The organism is Lelliottia jeotgali (genome assembly GCF_977070485.1).
Genome location: NZ_CDRVFO010000005.1, coordinates 151,596 through 169,086 on the forward strand (window position 1 = coordinate 151,596; position 17,491 = coordinate 169,086).

Annotated in this window: 18 protein-coding genes; 3 read left to right on the forward strand and 15 right to left on the reverse strand. The window is 63.7% G+C overall.

Annotation, left to right across the window (positions count from 1 at the left end):
• The first annotated feature begins 29 nt into the window (after positions 1-29).
• The 3 genes from dnaX (at position 30) to recR (ending at position 3,311) form a co-directional block, all read left to right on the forward strand.
• The gene (gene dnaX / locus ACW4TB_RS09600; protein WP_279929958.1) at positions 30-2,105 is read left to right on the forward strand and encodes a DNA polymerase III subunit gamma/tau; all 2,076 of its coding nucleotides are present in this window, start codon (positions 30-32) and stop codon (positions 2,103-2,105) included.
• Positions 2,106-2,168: 63 nt separating this feature from the next.
• Positions 2,169-2,504 carry a YbaB/EbfC family nucleoid-associated protein gene (locus ACW4TB_RS09605; RefSeq protein WP_012315418.1) on the forward strand — a complete coding sequence of 112 codons (336 nt, stop codon included), beginning with the start codon at positions 2,169-2,171 and terminating at the stop codon, positions 2,502-2,504.
• 204 nt (positions 2,505-2,708) lie between these two features.
• Entirely contained in the window at positions 2,709-3,311 is a 603-nt protein-coding gene (gene recR / locus ACW4TB_RS09610; protein ID WP_012315417.1) for a recombination mediator RecR, read from the forward strand.
• Positions 3,312-3,421: 110 nt separating this feature from the next.
• Here the strand turns inward: recR and ACW4TB_RS09615 are convergent, their stop codons facing one another.
• The 15 genes from ACW4TB_RS09615 to ccoO (ACW4TB_RS09685) form a co-directional block, all read right to left on the reverse strand.
• Positions 3,422-3,970 carry an adenine phosphoribosyltransferase gene (locus ACW4TB_RS09615; RefSeq protein ID WP_003254303.1) on the reverse strand — a complete coding sequence of 183 codons (549 nt, stop codon included), beginning with the start codon at positions 3,968-3,970 and terminating at the stop codon, positions 3,422-3,424.
• Between the two features lie 55 nt (positions 3,971-4,025).
• On the reverse strand, positions 4,026-4,760 hold the full coding sequence (fnrA, locus tag ACW4TB_RS09620) for a Crp/Fnr family transcriptional regulator FnrA (protein ID WP_279929961.1): 735 nt from the start codon (positions 4,758-4,760) through the stop codon (positions 4,026-4,028).
• A 185-nt stretch (positions 4,761-4,945) separates the two neighbouring features.
• Entirely contained in the window at positions 4,946-6,328 is a 1,383-nt protein-coding gene (gene hemN / locus ACW4TB_RS09625; RefSeq protein ID WP_012315415.1) for an oxygen-independent coproporphyrinogen III oxidase, read from the reverse strand.
• A 108-nt stretch (positions 6,329-6,436) separates the two neighbouring features.
• A complete protein-coding gene (locus tag ACW4TB_RS09630) occupies positions 6,437-7,120 on the reverse strand; it encodes a sulfite exporter TauE/SafE family protein (protein ID WP_279929965.1) in 684 nt (227 codons plus the stop codon).
• Positions 7,113-7,325, reverse strand: a complete 213-nt coding sequence (gene ccoS, locus ACW4TB_RS09635; RefSeq protein WP_279929967.1) for a cbb3-type cytochrome oxidase assembly protein CcoS — start codon at positions 7,323-7,325, stop codon at positions 7,113-7,115. Before ccoS ends, ACW4TB_RS09630 begins: the two co-directional genes overlap by 8 nt.
• A 13-nt stretch (positions 7,326-7,338) precedes the next feature.
• Complete coding sequence (locus tag ACW4TB_RS09640) at positions 7,339-9,783, reverse strand: heavy metal translocating P-type ATPase (protein ID WP_279929970.1); 2,445 nt, start codon at positions 9,781-9,783, stop codon at positions 7,339-7,341.
• Positions 9,784-9,861: 78 nt separating this feature from the next.
• Positions 9,862-10,389, reverse strand: a complete 528-nt coding sequence (locus tag ACW4TB_RS09645; RefSeq protein WP_012315411.1) for a FixH family protein — start codon at positions 10,387-10,389, stop codon at positions 9,862-9,864.
• Between the two features lie 15 nt (positions 10,390-10,404).
• Positions 10,405-11,820 carry a cytochrome c oxidase accessory protein CcoG gene (gene ccoG / locus ACW4TB_RS09650; RefSeq protein WP_254466189.1) on the reverse strand — a complete coding sequence of 472 codons (1,416 nt, stop codon included), beginning with the start codon at positions 11,818-11,820 and terminating at the stop codon, positions 10,405-10,407.
• Positions 11,821-12,097: 277 nt separating this feature from the next.
• On the reverse strand, positions 12,098-13,078 hold the full coding sequence (gene ccoP / locus ACW4TB_RS09655; RefSeq protein WP_039604994.1) for a cytochrome-c oxidase, cbb3-type subunit III: 981 nt from the start codon (positions 13,076-13,078) through the stop codon (positions 12,098-12,100).
• Positions 13,075-13,272: a CcoQ/FixQ family Cbb3-type cytochrome c oxidase assembly chaperone gene (locus tag ACW4TB_RS09660; protein ID WP_012315408.1), complete on the reverse strand. Its 198-nt coding sequence runs from the start codon at positions 13,270-13,272 to the stop codon at positions 13,075-13,077. The genes ccoP (ACW4TB_RS09655) and ACW4TB_RS09660 overlap by 4 nt, the downstream gene beginning before the upstream one ends.
• 5 nt (positions 13,273-13,277) lie before the next feature.
• Positions 13,278-13,886, reverse strand: a complete 609-nt coding sequence (ccoO, locus tag ACW4TB_RS09665; RefSeq protein WP_012315407.1) for a cytochrome-c oxidase, cbb3-type subunit II — start codon at positions 13,884-13,886, stop codon at positions 13,278-13,280.
• Positions 13,886-15,328 carry a cytochrome-c oxidase, cbb3-type subunit I gene (gene ccoN / locus ACW4TB_RS09670; protein ID WP_012315406.1) on the reverse strand — a complete coding sequence of 481 codons (1,443 nt, stop codon included), beginning with the start codon at positions 15,326-15,328 and terminating at the stop codon, positions 13,886-13,888. The genes ccoO (ACW4TB_RS09665) and ccoN overlap by 1 nt, the downstream gene beginning before the upstream one ends.
• Positions 15,329-15,735: 407 nt before the next feature.
• On the reverse strand, positions 15,736-16,677 hold the full coding sequence (gene ccoP / locus ACW4TB_RS09675; protein ID WP_012315405.1) for a cytochrome-c oxidase, cbb3-type subunit III: 942 nt from the start codon (positions 16,675-16,677) through the stop codon (positions 15,736-15,738).
• A complete protein-coding gene (locus ACW4TB_RS09680; RefSeq protein ID WP_012315404.1) occupies positions 16,674-16,865 on the reverse strand; it encodes a cbb3-type cytochrome oxidase subunit 3 in 192 nt (63 codons plus the stop codon). Before ACW4TB_RS09680 ends, ccoP (ACW4TB_RS09675) begins: the two co-directional genes overlap by 4 nt.
• Before the next feature lie 5 nt (positions 16,866-16,870).
• On the reverse strand, positions 16,871-17,479 hold the full coding sequence (ccoO, locus tag ACW4TB_RS09685) for a cytochrome-c oxidase, cbb3-type subunit II (protein WP_012315403.1): 609 nt from the start codon (positions 17,477-17,479) through the stop codon (positions 16,871-16,873).
• Between the last annotated feature and the right edge of the window lie 12 nt (positions 17,480-17,491).

Consider the following 17,491-nt stretch of genomic DNA (forward strand, 5'->3'; position numbering starts at 1 on the left):
CCGCTCGATCAGGCTACGATGGTTTTTCGATGAGTTATCAGGTTCTTGCACGTAAATGGCGTCCGCGCTCGTTCCGCGAAATGGTCGGCCAGGCCCATGTGCTCAAGGCCTTGATCAATGCCTTGGACAATCAGCGCCTGCACCACGCCTACCTGTTCACCGGTACCCGGGGCGTGGGCAAGACGACCATCGCCCGTATTATCGCCAAGTGCCTGAACTGCGAAACCGGCATCACCTCCACGCCATGTGGCACCTGTTCGGTGTGCCGTGAAATCGACGAAGGCCGCTTCGTCGACCTGATCGAGATCGACGCCGCCAGCCGTACCAAGGTCGAGGACACCCGCGAACTGCTCGACAACGTGCAGTACGCTCCCAGCCGCGGGCGCTTCAAGGTCTACCTGATCGACGAAGTGCACATGCTGTCCACGCACTCGTTCAACGCCTTGCTCAAGACGCTGGAAGAGCCACCGCCCTACGTCAAGTTCATCCTTGCCACCACCGACCCGCAAAAGCTGCCGGCCACCATCCTTTCGCGCTGTCTGCAGTTCTCGCTGAAGAACATGAGCCCGGAGCGGGTGGTCGAACACCTGAGCCACGTCCTGGAGGCCGAGAACGTTCCGTTCGAGCCTGATGCCCTGTGGTTGCTTGGCCGCGCTGCCGATGGTTCGATGCGTGACGCCATGAGCCTCACCGACCAGGCTATCGCGTTCGGTGAGGGCCGGGTGTTGGCCGCCGATGTGCGGGCAATGCTCGGCAGCCTCGATCACGGCCAGGTCTATGGTGTGCTGCAGGCGCTGCTGGAAGGGGATGCGCGGGCGTTGCTGGTGGCGGTGCGCAACCTCGCCGAGCAGGGGCCGGACTGGAGTGGCGTTCTGGCCGAAATGCTCAATGTGTTGCACCGGGTCGCCATCGCCCAAGCGCTGCCCGAGGCGGTGGACAATGGTCAGGGTGATCGCGACCGAGTGCTGGCGCTGGCGTCGGCCTTGCCTGCCGAAGATGTGCAGTTCTATTACCAGATGGGCCTGATTGGTCGACGCGACCTGCCCTTGGCACCCGACCCGCGGGGCGGTTTCGAAATGGTCCTGCTGCGGATGCTGGCGTTCCGACCGGCCGATAGCGACGATGCGCCGAAACCGGTACTAAAGCCGGTGGGGATCAGCCAGGCCACAGCTGATCCTGCAACCCCTGTGGCAGCGCCTGCGGTGGTCCCCGAGGCGTCTGTCGCTGCCGACGCAGCACCCGCTGCAGTGGTTGCGGCCCCGCAAGCCGAGCCTGCGGCTGTCGTCGAGGCAATGTCGGCTGTGCCACCACAACCTGAGCCCAAGGCCGAGCTGGCCGAGCCCGAGCCGGCACCGCAAGAGGAAGTCATCGACCTGCCCTGGGAGGAGCCTGCTGCCAAGCCTGCCACGGTTGCCGTTAAGCCCGCGCCCGCGCCTGCGCCTGCGCCGGCTGCCGCGCCCCAGCCCCCAGTCGCCGAGCCGCAAGATGCCCAGCCAGCCTACGACGAGCCGCCATTCGATCCGTCTGCCTACGCCTCGTCGGGCATGGAGCGTGATGACGAGCCGCCGATGGATGAAGATTACTATGGCGGCGAAAGTGACCCGGTGGGCTTCAGCTATCTGGACGAACTGGTCGAGCACGTTCAGGAAGAGGCCCCCATCGCTGCGCCTGAGCCGCTGCCGGCCGCGAAGCCCGCCACCGGCCTGGCCCTGCAATGGCTGGAATTATTCCCACAGTTGCCTGTGTCCGGGATGACAGGCAACATCGCCGCAAACTGTACGCTGATCGCTGCAGACGGTGACGACTGGCTGCTGCACCTTGACCCGGGTCAGGGTGCCTTGTTCAACGCCACCCAGCAACGGCGCTTGAATGACGCGCTCAACCAGCACCTGGGGCGCACGCTGAACCTGCGCATCGAGCTTATCCTGCCCGAGCAGGAAACCCCGGCCCAGGCAGCCTCGCGCAAGCGTGCCGAGCGCCAGCAGGACGCCGTGGCGTCGATCGAGCAGGATCCGTTGATCCAGCAGATGATCAAGCAGTTCGGCGCCACCGTGCGACAGGATACTATTGAACCTGTAGAAGCCCTGGTCAGTCAGGGTCAGTAACGGATAACCATGCGGCCGGCCTGTGGCGGGCTGCATCACACGACCCAATCGAGGTATACCCCCATGATGAAAGGTGGCATGGCCGGCCTGATGAAGCAGGCCCAGCAGATGCAGGAAAAAATGGCCAAGATGCAGGAAGAGCTGGCCAACGCCGAAGTGACCGGCCAATCCGGCGGTGGCTTGGTCAGCGTGGTGATGACCGGTCGTCATGACGTCAAGCGCGTCAGCATCGATCAAAGCCTGATGTCGACTGAAGAAGACGACAAGGAAGTGCTCGAAGACCTGATTGCTGCTGCACTGAACGATGCCGTACGCAAGGTCGAGCAGAGCAGCCAGGAAAAAATGGGTGGCATGACTGCAGGCATGCAGCTGCCGCCGGGCTTCAAGATGCCGTTCTAAGGCATTTGCAGTTGAAAAGCCGCCACTGGGTTCCAGGGCGGCTTTTTTTGTGGTGTTGTTTACAGGTCGTTGCTGATGCTGCCTGGTGTATGCCTGGATGTTCTGGCGGCCTTTGGATCGAGCGCCGCTTGTGATAGGTGAGATTTGACGCTGCCAGGCTGCGCCGGTATAAACCGCCTCTTATAGAATTATCAGGCCTTTCCCATGAGCTTCAGCCCCCTTATCCGCCAACTGATCGACGCCCTGCGCACGCTGCCGGGCGTCGGCCAGAAAACCGCCCAGCGCATGGCCCTGCAGTTGCTAGAACGCGACCGCAGCGGTGGTGTGCGCCTGGCCCAGGCACTTAGCCTGGCCATGGAAGGGGTTGGCCATTGCCGCCAGTGTCGCACCTTGACCGAGCAGGAGTTGTGCCCGCAATGCGCTGATACGCGCCGCGACGATACCCAGCTGTGCGTGGTGGAGGGGCCGATGGATGTGTATGCGGTGGAGCAGACCGGCTATCGCGGTCGCTACTTCGTACTCAAGGGGCATCTGTCGCCGCTTGATGGCCTGGGGCCTGATGCTATCGGCGTGCCGCAGTTGATGGCGCGGATCGAGGAGCAGGGCAGCTTTACCGAGGTGATCCTGGCCACCAACCCGACTGTGGAAGGGGAGGCGACAGCACATTACATCGCGCAGTTGCTGGCCGAGAAGGGGCTGGTAGCCTCGCGGATTGCCCATGGCGTGCCGCTGGGCGGCGAGCTGGAGCTGGTCGACGGCGGCACCCTGGCACATGCCTTTGCGGGGCGTAAGCCGATTTCCCTTTGATTTGAATTGCTGGGGCCGCTGTGCGGCCCTTTCGCGACATAAGGCCGTACGCGGTCCCCTGTGGAGCGGCCTTGTGTCGCGAAAGGGGTGCAAAGCACCCCAAGAATCACTCAGTACTCGCTCAGCGAAAACTCGGTCAGGCAGAAGGTCGGCACACCCGCCGCCTGCAGCCGGCGCGAACCGTCCAGCTCAGGCAGGTCGATGATCGCCGCCGCCTCGAACACCTGTGCACCGGTGCGGCGCACTAGGTTGGCTGCGGCCAGCAGTGTGCCGCCGGTGGCGATCAGGTCATCGAAGATCAGCACCGAATCGCCTTCGCACAGGCTGTCGGCATGCACTTCCAGGAAGGCTTCACCGTACTCGGTCTGATACCCCTCAGACAGTACGTCAGCCGGCAGTTTGCCTTGCTTGCGGAACAGGATCAGCGGCTTGTTCAACTGGTGGGCGATGATCGAGCCGATCAGAAAGCCCCGGGCATCCATGGCGCCGATGTGGCTGAACTCCGCCTCGACATAACGTTCGATGAACTGGTCGGCGACATAACGCAGCCCGCGTGGCGACTGGAACAGCGGGGTGATGTCGCGGAAGATCACACCCGGCTTGGGGAAGTCCACTACCGGGCGGATCAGGGCTTTGAGGTCGAAGGCTTCGCTGTGCATTGTTGCAGGTATCCTGAAAAACGAATGCGCCAGTATACCTTTTTCAAGCAGGCTTTCAGGCCTCCATCGCACCACCGGCCAGCGCACACAGCTGGATCGGGTCGAGGATGTGCACTTCCTTGCCCTCGGCGCGCAGCAGGCCGTTCTGCTGGAAGCGGGTGAACACCCGCGACACGGTTTCAACGGCCAGGCCCAGGTAATTGCCGATTTCGTTGCGCGACATGCTCAGGCGGAACTGGTTGGCCGAATAGCCGCGGGCGCGGAAGCGTGCCGACAGGTTGACCAGGAAGGTGGCAATGCGCTCATCGGCAGTCTTTTTCGACAGCAACAGCATCATTTGCTGATCGTCACGGATCTCGCGGCTCATCACCCGCATCAACTGGCGGCGCAGCTGGGGTAGTTGCACCGACAGTTCATCAAGGCGCTCGAACGGGATTTCGCACACCGAGGTGGTTTCCTGCGCCTGGGCCGAGACCGGGTAGGCTTCAGTGTCCACTCCGGACAGGCCCACCAGTTCGCTGGGCAGGTGGAAGCCGGTGATCTGCTCCTCGCCGCTGTCGCTCAGGCTGAACGTCTTGAGGGCGCCGGAACGTACGGCGTAAACCGAGCCGAAATTGTCACCCTGGCGGAACAGGAACTCGCCCTTTTTCAGCGGGCGTCCGCGTTTGACGATTTCATCCAGTGCATCCATGTCTTCCAGGTTGAGCGAAAGAGGCAGGCACAGGGGGGCCAGGCTGCAATCCTTGCAATGGGCCTGGCCGTGGGCGCGCAGTTTGACTGGCTCGGACATTTGAATCGATCCTTGTGGGAAAGCACACATAAGTCGTAAGGGTAACCTACGGCATAGGGTGTAGGCCAGTGTGCGCGAGGATGATGCGCCTTGGCCGAACCCCAGCTGCATCATGCCGGGGGTCCGTTCTTGCCCATAGTGTGCTCGGCAAGCGGGCTTGTCCACACGGTCAACGACTCGCTTGGCTAGATCACTCGTGAAAATCGCTGACGGTCGTGCATCGCCAGATACGCGTCGAACACCATGCATACCGAGCGGACCAGCAGGCGCCCGGCCGGCAGGATGCGTATGCCCTTTTCGTCGAGGTGGATCAGGCCGTCCCTTTGCATGTTCAGCAGCGCTGGCCAAAGATCGTTGAAATAGCCCCGAAAATCGATGGTGAACGCGCTTTCGATCGGCTCGAAGTCGAGCTCGAAGTGGCAGATCAGTTGCTGGATCACTGCCCGTCGCAGGCGGTCATCGTGATTGCACAGCAGGCCGCGCTGGGTTGCCAGCTGGGAGCCGGAAAGCGCGTCCTGATAAGTGTTGAGGTCGCTGCTGTTCTGGCAGTACAGGTCGCCGATCTGGCTGATTGCCGAAACCCCCAGGCCGATCAGGTCGCAGTGGCCGTGGGTGGTGTAGCCCTGGAAGTTGCGCTGCAGGGTGCCTTCTTCCTGGGCGACGGCCAGCTCGTCGTCGGGCAGGGCGAAGTGGTCCATGCCGATGTAGCGATAGCCGGCGGTAGTGAGCTGCTCGATGGTGGCCCGGAGCATCTCCAGCTTGGCGGCCGGGGCCGGCAGGTCGTTGCTGTCGATACGCCGTTGCGGCATGAAGCGCTCAGGCAGGTGGGCGTAGTTGAAAACCGAGAGGCGGTCGGGCTGCAGGCGGATCACTTCCTCGACGGTGCGGGCGAAACCTTCCGGGGTCTGCTTGGGCAGGCCGTAGATCAGGTCCAGGTTGACCGAGCGGAACTGCAAGGTGCGCGCCGCCTCGATCAGGGTGCGGGTCTGTTCCAGGCTCTGCAGGCGGTTGATCGCGCGCTGCACCGCAGGGTCCAGGTCCTGCACACCGAGGCTCACGCGGTTGAAGCCCAGTTCGCGCAACAGGCCCATGGTCGACCAGTCGGCCTCGCGCGGGTCCAGTTCGATGCCGTAGTCGCCGGAATCATCGTCCAGCAGGTTGAAGTGCTGGCGCAGGGTGGCCATCAGCTGGCGCAGCTCCACATGGCTGAGGAAGGTCGGCGTGCCGCCGCCCAAATGCAGCTGTTCAACACGCTGTTTAGGGTCCAGGTGGCAGGCGATCAGCTGGATTTCCTGCTCCAGGCGCTGCAGGTAGGGTGCGGCTCGGGCACGGTCCTTGGTGATGACCTTGTTGCAGGCGCAGTAGTAGCAGATGTTGGCGCAGAACGGCACGTGTACGTACACAGACAACGGGCGCACGGCCCGGCGGCTTTCGCGCAGGGCGTGGAGCAGGTCGAACGAGCCGACTCCGCTGTGCAGCTGCACCGCAGTCGGGTAGGAGGTGTAGCGCGGGCCGGCCAGATCGTAGCGGCGGATCAGGTCGGCATCCCAGCGTAGATCTTCGAGCATGTGGGCGGTCCCCGGAATGAGCAGCAGTGCCCCGGAGTCTATGGCCGTCTGTAGGAATCTGTGTTGATTTGTATCAAGAGCTACGGGGGGCGCTGCCCAGCAGCCCTGTCAGTGCCCCATCAGCCAATGCTGGTGCGGCCCGGGCAGTGTCCACAGGCCGAACAGGATGACCAGCAGTCCTCCTGCCATACGCACGCTACGCCGCCGCAACAGGCTGTTGACCCGCTCCGCCGCCAGCCCTGTGGCCAGCAGCACAGGCCAGGTACCCAGCCCGAACGCCAGCATCAGCGTCGCACTGTACCCCGCATTGCCCTGGCTGGCTGCCCACAGCAGGGTGCTGTAAACCAGCCCGCATGGCAGCCAGCCCCACAGCGCGCCAAGCAGCAGGGCCCGGGGCAGGCTGGAGACCGGCAACAGGCGCGTGGCCACTGGCTGGATATGCCGCCAAAGCCCCCTGCCCAGTGCTTCGATGCGCGTCAGCCCGCTCCACCAGCCGGCCAGGTACAGGCCCATGGCGATCAGCAGCAACGCTGCCACCACCCGCAGTGCCAGGGCGGCAGGGCTGCTTGCCACCGCCCAGCCGGCCAGGCCCAGCAGCAGGCCGGCGCAGGCATAACTGAGGACCCGCCCAAGGTTGTACGCCAGCAGCAGGCGCAGGCGCCGACCGCGTTGCTCCCGCGGGATCGCCAGGGTGAGTGCGCCCATCAGGCCGCCGCACATGCCCAGGCAGTGGCCGCCGCCGAGCAGGCCGAGGACCAGCGCGGAGCCGAGCAGGGGAAGCAGGTCAGGCACGGGGTGGTTGGTCCCTGTCTTGCGGCTCGGCGGGGTCTTGTTTGACGGCAGCCTGGTGGCGTGGGTCCTGGTCGTCGAACAGGATGCTGTGGGCAGGGCTTTCAAGATCGTCGTACTGGCCGCTGTCGACCGCCCAGAAAAAGATGTACACGGCGACGCCGACAAGCAGCAGGGCGGCCGGGATCATGACATAGAGGGCTGGCATGGGCGGCTCCTGATCAGGCAATGGCAGGTTGTGGGGCGCTGGCTGTGGCCGCCACGCCAGGCAGCCGGGTCAGGCGCAGGGCATTGAGGACCACGATCAGCGAGCTGACCGACATGCCGACGGCGGCCCACACCGGGGTGATCCAGCCGAGCGCGGCAAACGGCAGCATGAGGCCATTATACAGCGTCGCCCAAAGCAGGTTCTCGAGGATGTTGCGGCGGGTGCGGCGGGCCAGGTCGAAGGCATGTACCAGCGCTTGCAGACGGTTGCTCAACAGCACTGCATCGGCACTGGTCTTGGCAAGATCGGTGGCACTGCCCATGGCAATGCTGATATCGGCGGCGGCCAGCACCGGCACGTCGTTCACCCCGTCACCCAGCATCAGAACCTTGCGCCCGGAGGTCTGCAGAGCCTTGAGCCGGTCCAGCTTGTCGTCCGGGCGCAGGCCGCCAATGGCCTGGTCGATACCCAGCTGAGCGGCCACTTCAGCGACCATGGGCGAGCTGTCGCCCGATAGCAGCAGGGTGCGCCAGCCGCGCGCCTTGCAGGCCGCCAGCAGAGCAGGGGCGTCCTCGCGCAGGCGATCGTCCAGGCCGAACCAGGCCAGCGGGCCTTGGCGATCCCCTAGCAGCAGCCATTGACCACGAGGCTCCGGGACAGTCGGGATTTCGGCGCCGCTGAGGGCGCAAACGAACGTGGGCTGACCGATGCGCAGGCGCTGCCCGCCGGCCAGCCCTTCCAGGCCCAGCCCGGGTACCGTTTGCACATCGTCCGCAGGCTCGGCATTGCGGCCGAAGGCGCGGGCGATGGGGTGCTCGGAGCGGTTTTCCAGGGCGGCGGCAAGGGCCAGGCAGCGGTCGGCGGCCACTGCGCCCAGCGGGCGAATGCTGCGCAGCGTGAGGCGGCCCTCGGTGAGCGTGCCGGTTTTGTCGAAAATGACCGTGTCGATCTGGTTGAGGCCTTCCAGGACATGACCTCGGGTGACCAGCAGGCCGAGCTTGTGCAGCGTACCGGTGGCGGCTGTCAGTGCTGTAGGGGTGGCGAGCGAGAGCGCGCATGGGCAGGTGGCTACCAGCATGGCCAGGACAATCCAGAACGCTCGTGTGGGGTCCAGGTGCCACCACCACAGGCCTATGACGATAGCGGCCACCAGCGTGAACAGCAGGAACCACTGCGATGCACGGTCGGCTATTTGCGCCAGGCGTGGCTTTTCCGTCTGCGCGCGTTCCAGCAGGCGGACGATGGCCGACAGTCGCGACTCCTGGCCAAGGGCTTCGATTTCTACGTTCAGCGTGCTTTCGACATTCAGGGTGCCGCCGGTGACCCGGTCGCCGACCCGCCGCGGTTGCGGCAGGTATTCACCGGTCAGCAGCGACTCGTCGACGCTGGAGCGGCCTTCGACAATGCGCCCGTCAGCCGGGATCACTGCGCCGGGCAGCACCTGCACGGTGTCGCCGCGTTGCAGTTCGCTGAGCAGGATGCGCTCGCTGCGGCCAAGGCTGTCCAGGCGCAGGCAAGAGGCCGGTAGCAGGTTGACCAGTTGCGCGGTCGCCGCCGCGGTGCGCTCGCGGGCGCGGCGTTCAAGGTAGCGGCCGGTGAGCAGAAACAGTGCGAACATGCCCACGGTGTCGAAATACAGCTCGCCACTGCCGGTGACGGCCGTCCATATCCCGGCACCGAAGGCCAGGGCGATGGCCAGCGATACCGACACGTCCATGGTCAGGTGGCGGGTGCGCAGGTCGCGTGCGGCTCCTTTGAAGAAGGGCGCGCAGCTGTAGAACACGATCGGGATGGTGAGAAACAGCGCCACCCAGCGCAGGATGGTGTGCAGCTCGGGCGACAGGTCGATGTTGAATTCCGGCCAGGTGGCCATGGTCGCCATCATCGCCTGGAACCACAGCAGCCCGGCCACGCCCAGCCTGCGCAGGGCGCTGCGGTTTTCGCGGGCCAGTTGCTCGGCGGCCTGGTCGGGCTGGTAGGGATGGGCGGCGTAGCCGATCTGGCGCAGCTCGGCCAACAATCGCGAGAGCGGCAGGCGTTGGTCTTCCCAACTGAGCAGCAGGCGATGGTTGGACAGGTTAAGACGTGCGTCGGCCACGCCGGGCAGGTTGCGCAAATGCTTTTCGATCAACCAGCCGCAGGCGGCGCAGCTGATGCCTTCGACCAGCAGGGTGGTTTCGGCCAGGTCGCCTTGGTGACGGACGAAGGTCTGTTGCACGTCACTGCGGTCGTACAGGGCCAGTTCGTCCTGCAACTGCTTGGGCAGGGCCTCGGGGTTGGCGCTGTTGTCGCTGCGGTGCTGGTAGTAGTGCTCCAGGCCACCGGCGACGATCGACTCGGCCACTGCCTGGCAGCCGGGACAGCAGAAGTGCCGGGGCTGGCCGAGGACCACGGCGGTGAAGCGGCTGCCGGCGGGGACGGGCAGGGCGCAGTGGTAGCAGGGGGTGGGCTGGGTCATCACATCATTGCCTTACATATATCGGCTGGCCGGCGCGTTCCCCTGTAGGAGCGGCCTTGTGTCGCGAAAGGGGCGCTCCTACAAGTGTTCAGCGCCCTGGATGGCTTCATCGCCCAACTGCAAGGTCACACCATGCGCCACTTTTTCCTCCTCGAACAAGCGCCACACCTGGCCGCTTTCGCTACCCAGCAGCTCGACAAAGCGGCGCCCGTCGACCTTGTCTTCCAGTTGCCCCACATAGCGCCCTGCCTCGACCCGGCTCAGCAGCACCTTGCGATCCTTTTCTGGCTGGGTGGGTGAAATCAGGTTCAGCTCCAGGCTCTGCGGGTTGCTGCTGCCGGCCAGGCGCAGGTCCACTTCGCCTGTCAGCTCGTCCAGGTGCACGCTGGCCTTCAAGCCCAGGTTCTGCGCCAGCAATTCACGGTCCAGCGAGCGGTTGATGCCTTTGCCAGCCTCGTAGTAGTTGTCGTTGACCAGGTTGTCGGGGTTGTTCACGGCGATGCTGACCATGGTCAGGCTCAGGCACACCGAGGTGGTGAGGATGCCGATGATGATCCAGGGCCAGAGGTGCTTGTACCAAGGGCTGGTGGCGGTGGCGGCAGGCATGGTTCGCGTTCTCTCTCAGCGGATCTGTGGGCCGATGAAGCGGCTCTTGGCTTCGACCTCGGCAGCGCTGTCATCGGCGCTCTTGAGGGTGAAGGTGATTTCGTTGGTGGTCGAGGGCAGTTTCTCGGGGGCGACCGACAACTGCACCGGCAGGCTGACGATATCGCCGGCGGCCACGCGGATTTCCCGCTGGCCTTCGAGCCGCAGATCAGGCAGACCAGCGGCGTCCAGCACGTAGACGTGGTCACGCTGGTCCTTGTTCATGACCTTGAGGCTGTACACGTTCTCGATCCGCCCCTGGGCGTTCTCGCGGTACAGCACGCGGTCCTTGCTAACGTCGAAGCCCACCAGCGAGCGGGTGGCGAAGGCGGTGGCCAGGGCGCCGATCATCACCAGCAGTACCAGTGCGTAGCCGATCAGCCTTGGGCGCAGCATGTGGGTCTTTTGCCCCGACAGGTTGTGCTCGGTGGTGTAGCTGATCAGGCCTTTGGGGTAGTTCATCTTGTCCATGATGCTGTCGCACGCGTCGATGCAGGCGGCGCAGCCGATGCACTCGATCTGCAGCCCGTCGCGGATGTCGATGCCGGTGGGGCAGACCTGTACGCACATGGTGCAGTCGATGCAGTCGCCCAGACCCTGGGCCTTGTAGTCCGCGTCCTTCTTGCGCGGGCCGCGGGTTTCACCGCGGCGCGGGTCGTAGGAGACGATCAAGGTGTCCTTGTCGAACATCACGCTCTGGAAACGTGCGTAGGGGCACATGTACACGCACACCTGCTCGCGCAGCCAGCCGGCGTTACCGTAGGTGGCCAAGGTGAAGAAGCCGACCCAGAAGTAGGCCCAGCCATCGGCCTGGCCTGTGAAGAATTCGATGACCAGTTCGCGAATCGGCGAGAAGTAGCCGACGAAGGTCATGCCGGTGACGAAGCCGATCAGCAGCCACAGGCTGTGCTTGGTGAACTTGCGCAGGAACTTGTTGGCGCTCATCGGGGCCCGGTCAAGCTTCATGCGCTGATTGCGGTCGCCTTCGGTGACCTTCTCGCACCACATGAAGATCCACGTCCACACGCTTTGCGGGCAGGTGTAGCCGCACCACACGCGGCCGGCATACACGGTAACGAAGAACAGGCCGAAGGCGGCGACGATGAGGATGCCCGAGAGCAGGATGAAGTCTTGCGGCCAGATGGTGGTGCCGAAGATGTAGAACTTGCGTTCGGGCAGGTTCCACCATACCGCCTGATGGCCGCCCCAGTTCAGCCAGACAGTGCCGAAGTACAAAAGGAACAGCGCTGCCCCGCCGACCATCCGCAATCTGCGGAACAGGCCGGTGAAGGCGCGGGTGTAGATTTTCTCGCGAGAGGCGTAGAGGTCGACGGAATCCTTCCCTTTGCTGGCAGGCGGGGTAACGTCATGTACCGGAATTTGCTTGCTCATCATCAAGTCCCACGGCAGTGGAGAAATGCCGCGGCCAGTGCGTGCCGGCCGCAGTCTCGCGCGTTCTGCTAACGCTGCGACCCATGATACGCCGCTGATGGCACGCCGGGGTCGCCATGCGACCTTTAGTCGCGTTGGTTTCGTGGTGTTAGTCGTGTTAAGGCGGGTGTCAATTGATCCAGGTCAGCTAGCGCTGAATCTACCGGCCCTTTCGCCGGCAAGCCGGCTCCCACAAGGTGCGGGAACCGGCTTGCCGGCGATAGGGCCGGTGCAGGCATCACTCGGCCTTTTCAGGCTCCTGCTCCTGATGCGACAGGCTGTACACATAAGCCGCCAGCAGGTGCACTTTGTCATTGCCCTGCAGTTGCTCCTGCGCCGGCATCTGCCCCTGGCGACCATAACGGATGGTCTGTTGCAACTGAGCGAAGCTCGAACCGTAGATGAACGCCTGCGGGTGAGTCAGGTTCGGTGCGCCCATGGCGGGTGTGCCCTTGCCTTCAGGGCCATGGCACGCCACGCAGTTGGCGGCGAAGATCTTCTGCCCGTTCTCGACATCGGCCTTGGCGCCTTCGGGCAGGCTGCGACCATCGAGCTTGCTGATGACGAAGGCCGAAACGTCGGCCACGCCTTGCTCGCCGATCACCTCCGCCCACGCCGGCATCACGCCATGGCGGCCACCCATGATGCTGGCCTTGATGGTTTCCGGCTCGCCGCCCCAGCGCCAGTCGTTGTCGGTGAGGTTGGGGAAACCGTAGGCGCCCTTGGCGTCGGAGCCGTGGCACACCGAGCAGTTGGATGCGAACAGCCGCGCACCCATCTTCAGTGCTTGCGGCTGCTTGGCCACTTCTTCGATAGGCATGGCCGCGTACTTGGCGAAGATCGGCCCGAAGCGGGCATCGGCCTTGGCCATTTCCTTTTCCCACTCGTGCACGCCGGTCCAACCGGGCTGACCGTTGGTGAACTCGGTCTGCTTGTCGTTATCCAGGTACGAATACCCGGGCAGCACGCCTTTCCAGTTGCCCAGGCCCGGGTACAGCACCAGGTAGCCGAGGGCGAAAATGATGGTGCCGACGAACAGCCAGAACCACCATTTGGGCAGCGGGTTGTCATATTCCTCGATGCCATCGAAGGCATGCCCGACGGTTTCGTCGGTGACCTCTTCGCGCTGGCCCTTGCGGGTCGACAGCAGTAGCCAGGTCAACGCGAAGATGGTGCCCAGGGTCAGGACGGTGACGTACAGACTCCAGAAGGTTGTCATTGTTGTTTGCTCCCAGAAGCTTTTGCTTGCGCTTGCTCGACGTGCGTTTTGGCCTCGGGGTCATCGGCGAACGGCAGTTGGGTTGCCTCGTCGAACTCCTGCTTGCGCCGTGGGTTGAACACCCACAGCGCCAGGCCCACGAAGGCCACCATCACCACGACGGTGCCCAGGCCGCGAATCATCCCGATATCCATCAGCGTCACCGTTTGCTTTTGATGATGGTGCCAAGACCCTGCAGGTACGCGACCAGTGCGTCCATTTCGGTCTTGCCCTTGACCGCGTCGCGGGCACCGGCGATATCGGCATCGGTGTACGGCGTGCCCAGGGTACGCAGCACTTCCAGCTTCTTCGCGGTGTCTTTGCCGTCGAGCGTGTTCTCCACCAGCCACGGGTAGGCCGGCATCTTCGACTCCGGCACGACGTTGCGCGGGTTGTACAGGTGCGCGCGGTGCCAATCATCGGAGTAGCGGCCGCCGACGCGGGCCAGGTCCGGGCCGGTGCGCTTGGAGCCCCACAGGAACGGGTGATCCCACACGCTTTCACCGGCCACCGAGTAGTGGCCGTAGCGCTCGGTTTCAGCGCGGAACGGGCGGATCATCTGCGAGTGGCAGCCCACGCAACCTTCGCGGATGTAGATGTCACGGCCTTCGACTTCCAGCGCGGTGCGCGGCTTCATGCCTTCGACGGGTTTGTTGGTGACGTCCTGGAAGAACAGCGGGACGATCTGGGTGAGGCCACCGACGCTCACGGCGATGACCATGAAGAAGGCCAGCAGGCCGATGTTCTTCTCGACAGCTTCATGCTTCATCAGTGGGCTCCCACAACAACGATCTTGGCGGCTTCATCCGCTTCTGCCGGGTTGGCGGCGCGTACGGTGCGCAACACGTTGTAAGCCATCAGCAGCATGCCGGAGGCGAAGAACGCACCGCCCAGGGCGCGGACGATGTAGCCCGGGTGGCTGGCCTGCAGGGCTTCGACGAAGGAGTAGGTCAGCGTGCCGTCATCGTTGATGGCGCGCCACATCAGGCCTTGGGTGATGCCGTTGACCCACATCGAGGCGATGTACAGCACGGTGCCGATGGTCGCCAGCCAGAAGTGCGCGTTGATCAGGCCCACGCTGTGCATCTGATCGCGGCCATACAGGCGCGGGATCATGTGGTACACGGCGCCGATCGAGATCATCGCCACCCAGCCGAGCGCGCCAGCGTGTACGTGGCCGATGGTCCAGTCGGTGTAGTGCGACAGCGAGTTCACGGTCTTGATGGCCATCATCGGGCCTTCGAAGGTGGACATGCCGTAGAACGCCAGCGATACCACGAGGAAGCGCAGGATCGGGTCGGTGCGCAGTTTGTGCCAGGCACCGGACAGGGTCATCATGCCGTTGATCATGCCGCCCCAGCTCGGCGCCAGGAGGATGATCGACATCACCATGCCCAGCGACTGCGCCCAGTCGGGCAGCGCGGTGTAGTGCAGGTGGTGCGGGCCTGCCCAGATGTACAGGGTGATCAGTGCCCAGAAGTGGACGATCGACAGGCGATACGAGTAGATCGGCCGCTCGGCCTGCTTGGGCACGAAGTAGTACATCATCCCCAGAAAGCCCGTGGTGAGGAAGAAGCCCACGGCGTTGTGGCCGTACCACCACTGGATCATCGCGTCGGTGGCGCCGGAGTAGGCCGAGTAGGACTTGAACAGGCTTACCGGCAGCGAGATGTGGTTGACGATGTGCAGCATCGCGGTAACCACGATGAAGGCGCCGTAGAACCAGTTGCCGACGTAGATGTGCTTGGTCTTGCGCTTGACGATGGTGCCGAAGAACACCAGCCCGTAGGTGACCCAGACGATGGCCAGCAGGATCGCCAGTGGCCACTCGAGCTCGGCGTATTCCTTGGTGGTGGTGTAGCCCATCGGCAAGGTGATCAGCGCACCGACGATGACGGCCTGCCAACCCCAGAAGGTGAAGGCAGCCATGCTGTCGGAGATCAGCCGGGTCTGGCAGGTTCGCTGCACCACGTAGTAGCTGGTGCCGAACAACGCACAGCCGCCGAAGGCGAAGATGACCAGGTTGGTATGCAAGGGGCGCAGGCGGCCGAAGCTGGTCCAGGGCAGGTCCAGGTTCAGTTGCGGCCACACCAGCTGCGAGGCGATGAAAACGCCCAGGCCCATGCCAAGGATCCCCCAGACCACCGTCATGATGGCGAACTGGCGGACGACCTTATAGTTATAAGCAGTCGGACTGATTGCTGTGCTCATTCTAAGGTTCCACGGTTTTGGTGTTCTTGTTGGTTGAAAAATCGGCGCCAGTATCGATAACCGCCAGGGTTATGGCAACGCAAGGAGCCCTGCGCCGACCCGTGCCCGGGCCCTGTTGCCGGTGTCCCGCGGCAATAGGGTCTGGGCGATTGTACACAAATAAATATTTGTAATGTGTACCGTTTTTCACCTTTTTCTGATCGATCGGTCAAGCTTTTTTTCCAGGCGGCGTCAGGCGATGCACCGCGTCTGCTTCGCTGGATTGACAGCGAAGGCCACTGTGGCAACAAGCTTAGTTCTGTTCGGAGGGGGTGCAAGGCGGGGCTAGGGGCGGGGAGGTGCCGGGGCCGCTTTGCGGCCCAATCGCCGGCAAGCCGGCGAATGGGCTGCAGAGCAACCCCGGGTTGTTACTTGGCAGTCACGGTTTCAGTCATGTCACCCTGCGAAAGGCTGTACACATAAGCCGCCAGCAAATGCACCTTGTCATTGCCCTGAATTTCCACCTGGGCCGGCATTTGCCCCTGGCGGCCATAGCGGATGGTCTGCTGCAGTTGGGCAAAGCTCGAACCGTAGATGAACGCCTGCGGATGGTTCAGGTTAGGTGCGCCCATGGCTGGGGTGCCATTGCCCTCGGGCCCGTGGCAGGCCACGCAGTTGCCGGCGAAGATCTCCTTGCCCTTGGCCACATCAGCCTTGGCGCCTTCCGGCAGGCTGCGGCCATCAAGGTTCGTCAGCACGTAGGCGGCCACATCCGCCACGCCCTGTTCGCCGATCACCTCAGCCCAGGCCGGCATCACGCCGTGGCGGCCATTCATGATCGACGCCTTGATGGTTTCGGGCTCGCCGCCCCAGCGCCAGTCATTGTCGGTCAGGTTGGGGAAACCATAGGCGCCTTTGGCGTCCGAGCCGTGACATACCGAGCAGTTGGAGGCGAACAGGCGGCCGCCCATCTTCAATGCCTGCGGGTCCTTGGCCACTTCCTCGACTGGCATGGCTGCATACTTGGCGAAGATCGGGCCGAATCTGGCGTCGGCCTTGTCCATTTCCTTCTGCCATTCGTTCACGCCGGTCCAACCATTCTCGTAGCCGGGCAGGATGCCCTTCCAGTTGCCCAGGCCCGGGTAGAGAATCAGGTAGCCGACTGCGAACACCAGGGTGCCGACGAACAGCCAGAACCACCACTTGGGCAGCGGATTGTCATACTCCTCGATGCCGTCGAAGCTGTGCCCCATGGTCTGGTCGGTGGTATTGCTGCTCTGGCCCTTGCGGGTCGACAGCAGCAGCCAGGTCAGCCCGATCAGGCTGCCGATGGTCAGTACGCAGATGTACGTACTCCAGAAGGTAGTCATTGGGGATTACTCCTCATGCCAGTGTCCTGCCCGGCAGGGGGCAGGCGGTCGTCGACGAAAGGCAGCAGGCGCGCTTCGGCGAAATCATGGTCGCGACGGCGGTTGAAAACCCACAGCGAAAGGCCGATGAAGGCAATCATCACCACCAGGGTGCCCACGCCGCGGATCATGCCGATATCCATTTCCATCGCACTCACCTCTTGTTCTTGATCGCGGTGCCGAGCACCTGCAGGTAGGCGACCAGGGCGTCCATCTCGGTCTTGCCCTTGACCGCATCACGCGCACCGGCAATGTCCTGGTCGGTGTACGGCACCCCCAGGGTGCGCAGGGTGCGCATCTTGGTGTCGGTGTGGCTGTTGTCGACCTGCTGGGCGACGAGCCATGGGTAGGACGGCATCTTCGACTCCGGCACCACGTTGCGCGGGTTGTACAGGTGCGCGCGGTGCCAGTCGTCTGAGTAGCGCCCGCCGACCCGGGCCAGGTCCGGGCCGGTGCGTTTGGAGCCCCACAGGAACGGGTGGTCCCACACACTTTCACCGGCCACCGAGTAGTGGCCGTACCGTTCGGTCTCGGCGCGGAACGGGCGGATCATCTGCGAGTGGCAGCCCACGCAACCTTCGCGGATATAGATATCGCGGCCTTCAAGCTGCAGCGCGGTGTAAGGCTTCATGCCTTCGACCGGCTTGTTGGTGACGTCCTGGAAGAACAGCGGGACGATCTGGGTCAGGCCGCCGATGCTGACGGCGAACACCATCAACAGGGCCAGCAGGCCGACGTTTTTTTCGATGACTTCATGTTTCATCAGGCAGGTCTC

What these genes read in the sequence shown, in the direction of transcription:
- dnaX (WP_279929958.1), top strand. Translation starts at nt 30, where the DNA reads ATGAGTTATCAGGTTCTTGCACGTAAATGGCGTCCGCGCTCGTTCCGC.
- ACW4TB_RS09605 (WP_012315418.1), top strand. Translation starts at nt 2,169, where the DNA reads ATGATGAAAGGTGGCATGGCCGGCCTGATGAAGCAGGCCCAGCAGATG.
- recR (WP_012315417.1), top strand. Translation starts at nt 2,709, where the DNA reads ATGAGCTTCAGCCCCCTTATCCGCCAACTGATCGACGCCCTGCGCACG.
- ACW4TB_RS09615 (WP_003254303.1), bottom strand. Translation starts at nt 3,970, where the DNA reads ATGCACAGCGAAGCCTTCGACCTCAAAGCCCTGATCCGCCCGGTAGTG.
- fnrA (WP_279929961.1), bottom strand. Translation starts at nt 4,760, where the DNA reads ATGTCCGAGCCAGTCAAACTGCGCGCCCACGGCCAGGCCCATTGCAAG.
- hemN (WP_012315415.1), bottom strand. Translation starts at nt 6,328, where the DNA reads ATGCTCGAAGATCTACGCTGGGATGCCGACCTGATCCGCCGCTACGAT.
- ccoS (WP_279929967.1), bottom strand. Translation starts at nt 7,325, where the DNA reads ATGCCAGCCCTCTATGTCATGATCCCGGCCGCCCTGCTGCTTGTCGGC.
- ACW4TB_RS09640 (WP_279929970.1), bottom strand. Translation starts at nt 9,783, where the DNA reads ATGACCCAGCCCACCCCCTGCTACCACTGCGCCCTGCCCGTCCCCGCC.
- ACW4TB_RS09645 (WP_012315411.1), bottom strand. Translation starts at nt 10,389, where the DNA reads ATGCCTGCCGCCACCGCCACCAGCCCTTGGTACAAGCACCTCTGGCCC.
- ccoG (WP_254466189.1), bottom strand. Translation starts at nt 11,820, where the DNA reads ATGAGCAAGCAAATTCCGGTACATGACGTTACCCCGCCTGCCAGCAAA.
- ccoP (WP_039604994.1), bottom strand. Translation starts at nt 13,078, where the DNA reads ATGACAACCTTCTGGAGTCTGTACGTCACCGTCCTGACCCTGGGCACC.
- ACW4TB_RS09660 (WP_012315408.1), bottom strand. Translation starts at nt 13,272, where the DNA reads ATGGATATCGGGATGATTCGCGGCCTGGGCACCGTCGTGGTGATGGTG.
- ccoO (WP_012315407.1), bottom strand. Translation starts at nt 13,886, where the DNA reads ATGAAGCATGAAGCTGTCGAGAAGAACATCGGCCTGCTGGCCTTCTTC.
- ccoN (WP_012315406.1), bottom strand. Translation starts at nt 15,328, where the DNA reads ATGAGCACAGCAATCAGTCCGACTGCTTATAACTATAAGGTCGTCCGC.
- ccoP (WP_012315405.1), bottom strand. Translation starts at nt 16,677, where the DNA reads ATGACTACCTTCTGGAGTACGTACATCTGCGTACTGACCATCGGCAGC.
- ACW4TB_RS09680 (WP_012315404.1), bottom strand. Translation starts at nt 16,865, where the DNA reads ATGGAAATGGATATCGGCATGATCCGCGGCGTGGGCACCCTGGTGGTG.
- ccoO (WP_012315403.1), bottom strand. Translation starts at nt 17,479, where the DNA reads ATGAAACATGAAGTCATCGAAAAAAACGTCGGCCTGCTGGCCCTGTTG.